The 13,427-nt window shown below is 53.0% G+C and carries 7 protein-coding genes and 2 pseudogenes; 6 read left to right on the forward strand and 3 right to left on the reverse strand.

What is annotated here, in order from left to right; genetic code table 11:
- Positions 1–187: 187 nt before the first annotated feature.
- Positions 188–343: pseudogene (locus BGK49_RS28285) on the forward strand (ROK family protein); the annotation flags it as partial.
- 142 nt (positions 344–485) lie between these two features.
- Here the strand turns inward: BGK49_RS28285 and araJ are convergent.
- From araJ to sbcD, 3 genes are all read right to left on the reverse strand, one after another.
- Complete coding sequence (gene araJ / locus BGK49_RS19825) at positions 486–1,670, reverse strand: MFS transporter AraJ (protein ID WP_001345723.1); 1,185 nt, start codon at positions 1,668–1,670, stop codon at positions 486–488.
- Positions 1,671–1,795: 125 nt separating this feature from the next.
- Entirely contained in the window at positions 1,796–4,939 is a 3,144-nt protein-coding gene (gene sbcC / locus BGK49_RS19830; protein ID WP_000698910.1) for an exonuclease subunit SbcC, read from the reverse strand.
- The gene (gene sbcD, locus BGK49_RS19835) at positions 4,936–6,138 is read right to left on the reverse strand and encodes an exonuclease subunit SbcD (RefSeq protein ID WP_001221304.1); all 1,203 of its coding nucleotides are present in this window, start codon (positions 6,136–6,138) and stop codon (positions 4,936–4,938) included. Before sbcD ends, sbcC begins: the two co-directional genes overlap by 4 nt.
- A 189-nt stretch (positions 6,139–6,327) precedes the next feature.
- On the opposite strand from sbcD, the gene phoB reads away from it, so the two are divergent.
- From phoB to malZ, 5 genes and pseudogenes are all read left to right on the forward strand, one after another.
- On the forward strand, positions 6,328–7,017 hold the full coding sequence (gene phoB / locus BGK49_RS19840) for a phosphate response regulator transcription factor PhoB (protein WP_000113933.1): 690 nt from the start codon (positions 6,328–6,330) through the stop codon (positions 7,015–7,017).
- Between the two features lie 57 nt (positions 7,018–7,074).
- Positions 7,075–8,370: a phosphate regulon sensor histidine kinase PhoR gene (gene phoR, locus BGK49_RS19845; RefSeq protein WP_024259572.1), complete on the forward strand. Its 1,296-nt coding sequence runs from the start codon at positions 7,075–7,077 to the stop codon at positions 8,368–8,370.
- 406 nt (positions 8,371–8,776) lie between these two features.
- Entirely contained in the window at positions 8,777–10,096 is a 1,320-nt protein-coding gene (gene brnQ / locus BGK49_RS19850) for a branched-chain amino acid transporter carrier protein BrnQ (RefSeq protein ID WP_000149651.1), read from the forward strand.
- 75 nt (positions 10,097–10,171) lie between these two features.
- Positions 10,172–11,545, forward strand: a complete 1,374-nt coding sequence (gene proY / locus BGK49_RS19855; protein ID WP_001295329.1) for a proline-specific permease ProY — start codon at positions 10,172–10,174, stop codon at positions 11,543–11,545.
- Positions 11,546–11,700: 155 nt separating this feature from the next.
- A pseudogene (malZ, locus tag BGK49_RS19860) lies at positions 11,701–13,423 on the forward strand (maltodextrin glucosidase).
- Positions 13,424–13,427 lie beyond the last annotated feature (4 nt).

The following is a 13,427-nucleotide window of genomic DNA, read 5'->3' on the forward strand; positions in this document are numbered from 1 at the left end:
GAGCAGGTACCGGCATCCACGTTACAGACGGTCCCGGCAAAAGTGCCTGACCTGACCCCTATTAGCGGTTACCAGCGCCCCACCAGACCCGGTGACATCCCCCCCCGGATCATGGACGACTGGGGGCAGTAATCATGCCGGGTCTGGCTGGCTAACACCCCATTATAAGGGGTACGAATAAAGTAACGGGGGGATGAGCAATGTAGACCGTTTATATCAAACGGTTCCGCAGTTGATTAAACAATTTGTCTTCGGCGGCGAATGTGAAACGCCGGTGCGTAAGGCGAAGCACGGTGATTCCAGCGGCGTACGCGGCGCTGCGTGGTTATGGCCACAAGAGTAAAAAACGTAGGCAATTGGCGCATCATGCCTGATGCGACGCTTGCCGCGTCTTATCAGGCCTGCAAAATGTGCCAGAACCGCGTAGGGCGGATAAGGCGTTCACGCCGCATCCGGCAATAAGTAATGAACACCGAGACTATAACCTACCCCAGTGGTTTCGCCAGCACCGGAGTATCCGCCGCTTGCTGGCGCTTATAGCGACCATACAGTAGCAACGACGACATCGCAGCAAACGAAAGCAGGGCGGCAGGCAGCGCCACGTAATTATATGCCAGCCCCAGCGTCAGCATCATACCACCGCAATATGCGCCGACGGCGCTACCGAGGTTAAACGCTATTTGCCCACCTGCGGCACCTAATAACTCTCCGCCTTTGGCGTTTTGTAGTAACAATATTTGTAGCGGTGCTGAAAGGGCAAATAATCCCGCGCAACAAATAAAAGCAAAAATAAGCGACGTTGTTTTCATGCCGCCGCAGAAAAAGAGCATCAGCAGTGCCAGTACAATTATAAAGTCAGTCACTGCTGCAATACGCAGTGGTGAATAACGTCCTGAAATCCTGCCACTTAGCATATTTCCCAGCACCATCCCTAGCCCAACTAACATCATAATAAAGGTCATCGCCGTTTCCGAAAAACCGGAAATAAACATCATGTATGGCTTTACGTAGCTGAACCAGGCAAACACACCTGCGTTGCCAAACATGGTGGCGGCGAAAATTAACCACGGGGCCGGGCTGCGCAAAAAGTGAAATTGTTCGCGCAGCTTTCCTTTCGCCTCGTCGCGAATATCCGGCACCCAAAAATAGACCGATGCCATCACCGCAATATTAAAAACAGCGATCAATAAAAAGGTGTAACGCCAGCTAAATTCCTGACTTAAATACGTTCCCAGCGGAATGCCCAGCAAATTGGCGACTGTCATCCCGGAAACCATCCCCGCCACGGCGGCGGTGACTTTTCCGGGTTTGATAATTTTTGATAACACGATCGCGCCGACGCCAAAAAATGCGCCATGCGGAAAGCCGGATACCAGCCGACCAATGGCGAGCATGAGGTAAGACGAAGAGAGCGTGAACATGGCGTTGCCAATGACGCACAACGCCACCAGAAACAACAAGATATGTTTGAGTGAGTAGCGGCTGGAAAAGAGTGCGATGATTGGCGCACCGACCACCACCCCCAGTGCATAATACGAGATCATATGCCCGGCAGCAGGAATCGAAATTCCTACGTTATGCGCCAGCTCCGTGAGCACGCCCATAATGCCAAATTCGGCCATCCCCAAACCAAACGTGCCCAGAGCCAAAGATAAAATGACTTTTTTCATACCACCATCACAACCACCAGAACGGCTACCAATCACCGTAGCCAATAAAGTGATAGCTTGCAGGATAACGACCAGCAAGGCCAAGAGATAATTCGCCCCTCTGTATTCATTATCCTGCTGAATAGTTATTTCACTGCAAACGTACTTTCCAGTTTGCTGTAGCCCAGGCCGTTGATCTTTTTCACTTTGATCTGCACCGGAATACGCTCTTTCATCGCTTCTACGTGGCTAATCACACCGATGGTTTTGCCACTGGCGTTCAGGGCATCCAGCGCATCAAGGGCGGTATCCAGCGTTTCGCTATCCAGCGTGCCAAAACCTTCATCAAGGAACAGCGAGTCAATACGTGTTTTATGGCTGACCAGATCCGAAAGCGCCAGCGCCAGCGCCAGACTAACGAGGAAACTTTCGCCGCCGGAAAGGGTACGGGTATCGCGTACCGCATCTGCCTGCCAGGTATCAACAACCTCGACTTCCAGCGCCTCGCTGGCTTTGCGCTGTAACAGATAGCGCCCGTGCAGCCGGGTAAGTTGCTGATTAGCGAGATGGACTAAATTATCCAGCGTCAGCCCCTGGGCAAACTTGCGGAATTTATCGCCCTCTTTGGAACCTATTAGCGAATTCAGATATCCCCAGTCCTCAACCTGCTGCGTCATTTGAGCAATTTGCTGCATTAAGGTTTGTTGTTGCTGACGGTTATCTGCATCCTGCTTCAGCTGCTGGCGAATCTCGCCTTGACTCGTGGTGTTTTCACGCAACTTTTGGTGAGTTTGCGCTAACTCTTGCTGAATCTGCTCCACCGTCACAGTGAGAGCCAACCCGTCAGGTCGGTGTTGTTGATGCTGTGCCAGCGTTTCTGCTGTCTGAGTGACCAGCGTTTGCGCCTGACGGCGCTGGTTTTCCAGATTCTGCTTGAGCTGTTCCAGCTGCGTTAGTGTTTGTTCATCCATTAGCGCCGCAAGGAACGCCTGCTGATCGTCAAAGACGCTGGCCTGTAGCGCGGTGTCAAACTGCGCCTGGGCTTTTTGCAGACTTTGCGCCGCCAGAACATCCTGTTGCTGTAACGTCTGCTGCTGGCTGTGTAATGCGAGACATTGTTCATGAACCTGCCGCCAGTTATCCAGCGCCACAGTTTCTTCGCTGTGCGGGAGATCATCACTTTGCGGCAACGTTTCCAGAATCGGCGTCAGCTGCTGAATACGGTTTTGCAGCGCGGTTAATTCGTTCTGGCGTTGCTGCCAGCTCTGCGCTTCTTGCTGACGTGTCGCCAACCAGCTCTCTTCTTCATCTTCCTGTGGCAATGTCAGTGCATAACCCGCCAATGCCGTTAAGAGCTGCTGCTGGCGTTGTTCAATTTGCTGTTGATACTGGATAATTTGCTGATTATGCGCGGCAATCTGCCCTTGTAATTCATGTCGTTGGCTGAGTAACCGCAGCTGGCGTTCGTGCTCATCTTGTGCATCCAGCCACGGTTGAATATCGTCCTGTGGCTGCAAGGTGATATTGAGGCTGGCCGTGACGGCTTGCCATTGTTGAGTAAGTGCTTGCTCATCTTGTCGGAGGCTTTGCGCTTCGTTTTCATCGCGCTGAAGCTGCTTCGTTAATGCATCCAGTTGCCCGCGCAGCGCCGCACCTTCTTCGCCGAGCTTTTTAACTTCGTTTTCCAGCGCCAGTAATCGAGACTGATTAACACCAGGCTCCAGCGCCTGATACGCCTCGACCGCCGGGTGGCTGGTGGAACCACAAAGTGGACAAGGCTGACCCGCCTGTAACTGTGCACGCTGGGCTTCCAGCGTTTTGATGCGCGCTTCCTGCTCGCAAATGGTTTTCACATCGGCAAGTTGCTGCGTCTTTTCTTTATAACGCTGGCGCATTTCGTTAAGTGCGACATTACGTTGCGTCTGTTCCAGAGATCCATTCTGGATAGTGACCATTAACTGCGCCAGACGTTTTTGTTGGGGAACAATCTGCCCATGCAGCGCGACCAGGCGCTGACGCAGTGGGCGTTGCTCAGCATGTTGCGCCAGGGCGGTAGCAACTTCATCGGCGGTTAACGTCAACGTGATCGCCGCAAGCGCATTAAGTTTTTGCTCAGCATGGGTTAACTGTTGCTGCCATTGCCGCAGATGCTCGCGATCGCTGGTTTGTTGGGAGAACTGCGCACGCCAACCCGCCAGTTCGTTGTTCCACTGACGGAAGCGGTCGTGTTCCTGTAACCAGGTATTCAGGCTTTGTTGCTGCTGCTGTAATTCTGCTGACTGCTTCGCCGCGTGGTGGCGAATGCTCGCGCGAAGCGCCATTGTGCTCTGTAAGCGAGTATTTACTTCTTCAATCTGCTGGCGAGTATGCGCCAGCGCCGCGCTGTGTTCTGCGATGCGTTCCCAGTGCGGACGAAGATTTCGTGCCGGTTGTGCCAGACTGAGCGCCGCCAGTTGAGGTTGCGCTTTTTCTTCTTCGGCTAACGCCTGTTGCAAGGCCTGCTGACGGCGGCTGGCTTCTTGCTGCAATTCGTCCAGACGCGTTAACCAGTTTAGTGATTGTTGTTCTTGCTGCTGCGCGGTAAGTAACTGTTTTTCTTCGTCAGTAAGTACCTGCAAACTCGCTGTCAGCGATTGCACTTGTTCCGGCGTGAGCAACGCGACGCCGCTGGCCTGCGCTTGCAGCTTCTCCAGCTCTGTGCGGGCCGATTTGTGCTGCTCAAAAACCATCGCCGAGATTTGCCCGTAGATTTCAGTGCCGGTTAACTCCTCGAGCAATTCCGCGCGTTCTTTGGGTTTGGCATTCAGGAAGGCAGCAAATTGCCCCTGCGAAAGCAGCATCGAACGGGTGAAGCGCCCGTAATCCAGCCCGGTTAACGTCGCTGTCAGTTCCAGCTTATCTTTCACTTTGTCGGCGAGAATTTTGCCGTCGGCGCAGCGCGCCAGCTCTACGCGTGGCACCTGCAAATTACCGTCGGGTTGATTACGCGCCCGATTCTGGCTCCAGAATGCACGGTACGCTTCACCTTTCACTTCAAACTCCACCTCCGCCAGACATTCGGCGGTATCGCGGGTCATGAGATCATTTTGCGATTGTGAAACGTTAGAGAGACGCGGAGTTTCGTGATACAGCGCCAGACAAATGGCGTCCAGCAGGGTGGTTTTCCCCGCACCGGTTGGGCCGGTAATGGCAAACAGCCCGTTGCTGGCGAACGGCTCGCGGGTGAAATCAATCTTCCATTCGCCTTTTAATGAGTTCAGGTTTTTCAGGCGCAGGCTGAGAATTTTCATGCTTCGTGTTCTCCGGCGAGGGTATGCAACGTCGTGGTGAAAAGATGCTGCAGACGTTGCTGCTGCGATTCATCCAGTTCTTCCAGTGCCAGACGGCGATTGAACACCTCTTCGACGCTGAGTTCGCTGAGGGTTTCACGCTGTTGGCTGGCTAACACACGCTCGCGCTGTTCACGACTCCGACGTACCAGCAATACTTCGACAGGCAATGATTCGGTTAATGCCTGGATTTTGCGCTGAATATCATGCAGATACTCATCAGTAGTGATTTCGATATCCAGCCAGACAGGTGGCTCCTGCGATACATCGCGCCACTGTTCCAGCTGTGCGGTAATCGACGCCAGATCGCCTTTCAGCACCGCCATGGGTTGAGTTACCGGTACGTTCAGGTTTTCCACGCTCTCTAATTTGCCGTTTGAAAATGTCACCAGATGGACATATTTACTCTTACCGCATTCATCAAAACTCAGTGGAATGGGGGAACCGCAATAGCGAACATGTTCCATGCCGCCAATAATCTGTGCGCGGTGAATATGCCCGAGCGCGATGTAGTCGGCTGGTGGAAAGTTTTGTGCCGGAAACGCGTCCAGCGTGCCAATATAAATGTCACGCACGGCGTCACTTTTACTGGCACCCACGGTCGTTAAATGTCCCGTGGCGATGATGGGCAGAGGCTGATCGCCGCGCAGTTTGCAGGCATCGGCATAGTGTTGTTGGTAATAATCGGTAATCGCTGCCAGTAAATGCTGCTGTTTTTCAATACCGTTAAGCCCCGCCTGGCTGGAAATAATGTCACGCGGGCGTAAAAACGGAATGGGGCACAGCACTGCGCCTGGCGTCCCGTCGCGACGAGGCAAGATTTGCGGCGCATGTCCGGCGCTGGCGACCACGGTTGTATTGAGGAACGCCATGATATCGCGCGATTCATTCAGCGTGGCGACCGAGTCATGGTTTCCTGCCAGTACCACCAGATGACAGCCAGTTTGCTGTAAATTGACAACAAAACGGTTGTATAACGTGCGGGCGTAACTGGGCGGCGAGCCGGTATCGAAAACATCACCAGCAACAATAATCGCATCCACCTGATGGGTTTGTGCTGTCTCCAGCAGCCAGTCAAGAAAAGCCTGATGTTCAGCTTCGCGGCTTTTACTGTAGAAGTTCTGGCCGAGATGCCAGTCTGAGGTGTGAAGGATGCGCATAACGGTTCCCTGGCGAAAAAGCATGGTCGCGATTATACCCAAACAGATGTGCCATTTGCTTTTTTCTGCGCCACGGAAATCAATAACCTGAAGATATGTGCGACGAGCTTTTCATAAATCTGTCATAAATCTGACGCATAATGACGTCGCATTAATGATCGCAACCTATTTATTACAACAGGGCAAATCATGGCGAGACGTATTCTGGTCGTAGAAGATGAAGCTCCAATTCGCGAAATGGTCTGCTTCGTGCTCGAACAAAATGGCTTTCAGCCGGTCGAAGCGGAAGATTATGACAGTGCTGTGAATCAACTGAATGAACCCTGGCCGGATTTAATTCTCCTTGACTGGATGTTACCTGGCGGCTCCGGTATCCAGTTCATCAAACACCTCAAGCGCGAGTCGATGACCCGGGATATTCCAGTGGTGATGTTGACCGCCAGAGGGGAAGAAGAAGATCGCGTGCGCGGCCTTGAAACCGGCGCGGATGACTATATCACCAAGCCGTTTTCGCCGAAGGAGCTGGTGGCGCGAATCAAAGCGGTAATGCGCCGTATTTCGCCAATGGCGGTGGAAGAGGTGATTGAGATGCAGGGATTAAGTCTCGACCCGACATCTCACCGAGTGATGGCGGGCGAAGAGCCGCTGGAGATGGGGCCGACAGAATTTAAACTGCTGCACTTTTTTATGACGCATCCTGAGCGCGTGTACAGCCGCGAGCAGCTGTTAAACCACGTCTGGGGAACTAACGTGTATGTGGAAGACCGCACGGTCGATGTCCACATTCGTCGCCTGCGTAAAGCACTGGAGCCCGGCGGGCATGACCGCATGGTGCAGACCGTGCGCGGTACAGGATATCGTTTTTCAACCCGCTTTTAACGCCTTGCTCATCGGACGCAGAGCAGGGCTTATGATTTCTTAACTGGAGTATCTTACCTGCTGGAACGGCTGTCGTGGAAAAGGCTGGTGCTGGAGCTGCTACTTTGCTGCCTCCCGGCTTTCATCCTGGGTGCATTTTTTGGTTACCTGCCCTGGTTTTTGCTGGCATCGGTAACAGGACTGCTTATCTGGCATTTCTGGAATTTATTGCGCCTTTCATGGTGGTTGTGGGTGGATCGCATTATGACCCCGCCACCGGGGCGTGGTAGCTGGGAACCGCTACTATACGGCTTACACCAGATGCAGCTGCGAAATAAAAAACGCCGCCGTGAACTGGGCAATCTGATTAAACGCTTTCGTAGCGGCGCGGAGTCGCTGCCCGACGCGGTGGTGCTGACCACGGAAGAGGGCGGTATTTTCTGGTGTAACGGTCTAGCGCAACAAATTCTTGGTTTGCGCTGGCCGGAAGATAACGGGCAGAACATCCTTAACCTACTGCGTTACCCGGAGTTTACGCAATATCTGAAAACGCGTGATTTTTCTCGCCCGCTCAATCTGGTGCTCAACACCGGGCGGCATCTGGAAATTCGCGTCATGCCTTATACCCACAAACAGTTGCTAATGGTGGCGCGTGATGTCACGCAAATGCATCAACTGGAAGGGGCGCGGCGTAACTTTTTTGCCAACGTGAGCCATGAGTTACGTACGCCATTGACCGTGTTACAGGGTTACCTGGAGATGATGGATGAGCAGCCGCTGGAAGGCGCGGTACGCGAAAAAGCGTTGCACACCATGCGCGAGCAGACCCAGCGGATGGAAGGGCTGGTGAAGCAGTTGCTAACGCTGTCGAAAATTGAAGCCGCGCCGACGCAATTGCTCAATGAAAAGGTTGATGTGCCGATGATGCTGCGCGTTGTTGAGCGCGAGGCTCAGACTCTGAGTCAGAAAAAACAGACATTTACCTTTGAGATAGATAACGGCCTCAAAGTGTCTGGCAACGAAGATCAGCTACGCAGTGCGATTTCGAACCTGGTCTATAACGCCGTGAATCATACTCCAGAAGGCACGCATATCACCGTACGCTGGCAGCGAGTGCCGCACGGTGCCGAATTTAGCGTTGAAGATAACGGACCGGGCATTGCACCGGAGCATATTCCGCGCCTGACCGAGCGTTTTTATCGCGTTGATAAAGCGCGTTCCCGGCAAACCGGCGGTAGCGGATTAGGGTTAGCGATCGTGAAACATGCTGTGAATCATCACGAAAGTCGCCTGAATATTGAGAGTACAGTAGGAAAAGGAACACGTTTCAGTTTTGTTATCCCGGAACGTTTAATTGCCAAAAACAGCGATTAATCCGCCTTTGTCATCTTTTATTGCCATAAGCCAGTCGATGCTGGCTTATTTTCTTTGCAGTCAAAATACGGGCGTTAGATTTTACAACGGTTGGTGATTTTTTGTTCGCGTGATTAGCCATGTCTTTTTCACGGAAATAGTGTTTTATACTGGTTGGTGATTTCTTATCGCTATATACCTCTGGTTTTTAGATCCCTCCTTGCTTTAAAACGTTATAAGCGTTTAAATTGCGCTTCAGGTGCTGTCATACTGACTGCATTAACGCGGTAAATCGAAAAACTATTCTTCGCCGCGCCTGGTTGGGAGTATTTCCCGCTAAAATTGTTTAAATATACCGCTGTATCATCCCCAGGGATTGGCACAAAAATTTAACGTTACAACACCACATCCACAGGCAGTATGATTTATGACCCATCAATTAAGATCGCGCGATATCATCGCTCTGGGCTTTATGACATTTGCGTTGTTCGTCGGCGCAGGTAACATTATTTTCCCTCCAATGGTCGGCTTGCAGGCAGGCGAACACGTCTGGACTGCGGCATTCGGCTTCCTCATTACTGCCGTTGGCCTGCCGGTATTAACGGTAGTGGCGCTGGCAAAAGTTGGCGGCGGTGTTGACAGCCTCAGCACGCCAATCGGTAAAGTCGCTGGCGTGCTGCTGGCAACGGTTTGTTACTTGGCGGTGGGGCCGCTTTTCGCTACGCCGCGTACAGCTACCGTTTCCTTTGAAGTGGGGATTACGCCGCTGACGGGTGATTCCGCGCTGCCGCTGTTTATCTACAGCCTGGTCTATTTCGCTATCGTTATTCTGGTTTCGCTCTATCCGGGCAAGCTGCTGGATACCGTGGGCAACTTCCTTGCGCCGCTGAAAATTATCGCGCTGGTCATCCTGTCTGTTGCCGCTATTGTCTGGCCGGCGGGTTCTATCAGCACGGCGACTGAGGCTTATCAAAACGCTGCGTTTTCTAACGGCTTCGTTAACGGCTATCTGACCATGGATACGCTGGGCGCAATGGTGTTTGGTATCGTTATTGTTAACGCGGCGCGTTCTCGTGGCGTTACCGAAGCGCGTCTGCTGACCCGTTATACCGTCTGGGCTGGCCTGATGGCGGGTGTTGGTCTGACTCTGCTGTACCTGGCGCTGTTCCGTCTGGGTTCAGACAGCGCGTCGCTGGTCGATCAGTCTGCAAACGGCGCTGCTATTCTGCATGCTTACGTTCAGCACACATTTGGCGGCGGCGGTAGCTTCCTGCTGGCGGCGTTAATCTTCATCGCCTGCCTGGTAACGGCAGTTGGCCTGACCTGTGCTTGTGCAGAATTCTTTGCCCAGTACGTACCGCTCTCTTATCGTACGCTGGTGTTTATCCTCGGCGGCTTCTCGATGGTGGTGTCTAACCTCGGCTTAAGCCAGCTGATCCAGATCTCCGTACCGGTGCTGACCGCTATTTATCCGCCGTGTATCGCACTGGTTGTATTAAGTTTTACACGCTCATGGTGGCATAATTCGTCCCGCGTGATTGCCCCGCCGATGTTTATCAGCCTGCTTTTTGGTATTCTCGACGGGATCAAAGCATCTGCATTCAGCGATATCTTACCGTCCTGGGCGCAGCGTTTACCGCTGGCCGAACAAGGCCTGGCGTGGTTAATGCCAACAGTGGTGATGGTGGTTCTGGCCATTATCTGGGATCGCGCGGCAGGTCGTCAGGTGACCTCCAGCGCTCACTAAATCACTGAACATTTGTTTTAACCACGGGGCTGCGATGCCCCGTGGTTTTTTATTGTGTTGATGGGTTAGGAATTGATGGAAAGTAAGAACAAGCTAAAGCGTGGGCTAAGTACCCGCCACATACGCTTTATGGCACTGGGTTCAGCAATTGGCACCGGGCTGTTTTACGGTTCGGCAGACGCCATCAAAATGGCCGGTCCGAGCGTGTTGTTGGCCTATATTATCGGTGGTATCGCGGCGTATATCATTATGCGTGCGCTGGGGGAAATGTCGGTACATAACCCGGCCGCCAGCTCTTTCTCGCGTTATGCGCAGGAAAACCTCGGCCCGCTGGCAGGTTACATTACCGGCTGGACCTACTGCTTTGAAATCCTAATTGTCGCCATCGCCGATGTGACCGCTTTTGGTATCTATATGGGTGTCTGGTTCCCGACGGTGCCGCACTGGATTTGGGTACTGAGCGTGGTGCTGATCATTTGCGCCGTAAACCTGATGAGCGTGAAGGTATTCGGTGAGCTGGAATTCTGGTTCTCGTTCTTTAAAGTCGCCACCATCATCATCATGATTGTCGCCGGTTTCGGCATCATCATCTGGGGGATTGGCAACGGCGGGCAACCGACCGGTATTCATAACCTGTGGAGCAACGGCGGCTTCTTCAGTAACGGCTGGCTTGGCATGGTAATGTCGTTGCAAATGGTGATGTTTGCTTACGGTGGGATCGAAATTATCGGGATTACCGCCGGTGAAGCGAAAGATCCTGAGAAATCGATTCCGCGTGCGATTAACTCCGTGCCGATGCGTATTCTGGTGTTCTACGTCGGTACGCTGTTCGTCATTATGTCTATCTACCCGTGGAATCAGGTTGGCACTGCCGGTAGCCCGTTCGTGCTGACGTTCCAGCATATGGGCATTACCTTTGCCGCCAGCATTCTTAACTTTGTTGTGCTGACCGCTTCGCTGTCGGCAATTAACAGTGACGTATTTGGCGTAGGCCGTATGCTCCACGGTATGGCAGAGCAGGGCAGCGCACCGAAAATTTTCAGCAAAACGTCGCGTCGCGGTATTCCGTGGGTTACGGTGCTGGTGATGACTACCGCGCTGCTGTTTGCGGTGTATCTGAACTACATCATGCCGGAAAACGTCTTCCTGGTGATCGCTTCGCTGGCAACCTTCGCCACGGTATGGGTGTGGATTATGATCCTGCTGTCGCAAATCGCCTTCCGTCGCCGTTTGCCGCCAGAAGAAGTTAAGGCGCTGAAATTTAAAGTGCCGGGTGGGGTAGCAACGACCATCGGCGGGCTGATTTTCCTGCTCTTTATTATCGGGTTGATTGGTTATCACCCGGATACGCGTATCTCGCTGTATGTCGGTTTCGCGTGGATTGTTGTGCTGTTGATTGGCTGGATGTTTAAGCGTCGCCACGATCGTCAGCTGGCTGAAAACCAGTAATCCTTGCGTTCTGTAAGCCGGTTCAGGAGGAAATCCTGATCCGGCTATTCCGAAAGTTATCCGCCCCCGTCCTCCTCCCCCAAATATCCTTCAGATGATGAGTGATCCTGCATTAGGCTATGGCAAGGTGATCAGATTTTCATCACAGGGGAATTATGATGTTAAATGCATGGCACCTGCCGGTGCCCCCATTTGTTAAACAAAGCAAAGATCAACTGCTCATTACACTGTGGCTGACGGGCGAAGACCCACCGCAGCGCATTATGCTGCGTACAGAACACGATAACGAAGAAATGTCAGTACCAATGCATAAGCAGCGCAGTCAGCCGCAGCCAGGCGTCACCGCAGGGCTTCAGCCGAATGCCGCCGGCACGACTGGAGCAGTTTGCCGTCGATGTACCGGATATCGGCCCACAATGGGCTGCGGATCAGATTTTTTATCAGATCTTCCCTGATCGTTTTGCGCGTAGTCTTCCTCGTGAAGCTGAACAGGATCATGTCTATTACCATCATGCAGCCGGACAAGAGATCATCTTGCGTGACTGGGATGAACCGGTCACGGCGCAGGCGGGCGGATCAACGTTCTATGGCGGCGATCTGGACGGGATAAGCGAAAAACTGCCGTATCTGAAAAAGCTTGGCGTGACAGCGCTGTATCTCAATCCGGTGTTTAAAGCTCCCAGCGTACATCAATACGATACCGAGGATTATCGCCATGTCGATCCGCAGTTTGGCGGTGATGGGGCGTTGCTGCTTTTGCGACACAATACGCAGCAGCTGGGAATGCGGCTGGTGCTGGACGGCGTGTTTAACCACAGTGGCGATTCCCATGCCTGGTTTGACAGGCACAATCGTGGCACGGGGGGAGCTTGTCACAACCCTGAATCGCCCTGGCGCGACTGGTACTCGTTTAGTGATGATGGCACGGCGCTCGACTGGCTTGGCTATGCCAGCTTGCCGAAGCTGGATTATCAGTCGGAAAGTCTGGTGAATGAAATTTATCGCGGGGAAGACAGTATTGTCCGCCATTGGCTGAAAGCGCCGTGGAGTATGGACGGCTGGCGGCTGGATGTGGTGCATATGCTGGGGGAGGCGGGTGGGGCGCGCAATAATATGCAGCACGTTGCTGGGATCACCGAAGCGGCGAAAGAAACCCAGCCGGAAGCGTATATTGTCGGCGAACATTTTGGCGATGCACGGCAATGGTTACAGGCCGATGTGGAAGATGCCGCCATGAACTATCGTGGCTTCACATTCCCGTTGTGGGGATTTCTTGCCAATACCGATATCTCTTACGATCCGCAGCAAATTGATGCCCAAACCTGTATGGCCTGGATGGATAATTACCGCGCAGGGCTTTCTCATCAACAACAATTACGTATGTTTAATCAGCTCGACAGCCACGATACTGCGCGATTTAAAACGCTGCTCGGTCGGGATATTGCGCGCCTGCCGCTGGCGGTGGTCTGGCTGTTCACCTGGCCTGGTGTACCGTGCATTTATTACGGTGATGAAGTGGGACTGGATGGTAAAAACGATCCGTTTTGCCGTAAACCGTTCCCCTGGCAGGTGGAAAAGCAGGATACGGCGTTATTCGCGCTGTACCGGCGAATGATTGTGCTGCGTAAGAAAAGTCAGGCGCTGCGTCGTGGCGGCTGTCAGGTGCTGTATGCGGAAGATAACGTAGTGGTATTTGTCCGCGTGCTGAATCAGCAACGTGTACTGGTGGCAATCAACCGTGGCGAGGCCTGTGAAGTGGTGCTACCCGCGTCACCGTTTCTCAATGCCGTGCAATGGCAATGCAAAGAAGGGCATGGGCAACTGACTGACGGGATTCTGGCTTTGCCTGCCATTTCGGCTACGGTATGGATGAACTAACGTT

Source organism: Shigella sp. FC1544 (assembly GCF_001722145.1).
Lineage (GTDB): Bacteria > Pseudomonadota > Gammaproteobacteria > Enterobacterales > Enterobacteriaceae > Escherichia > Escherichia coli.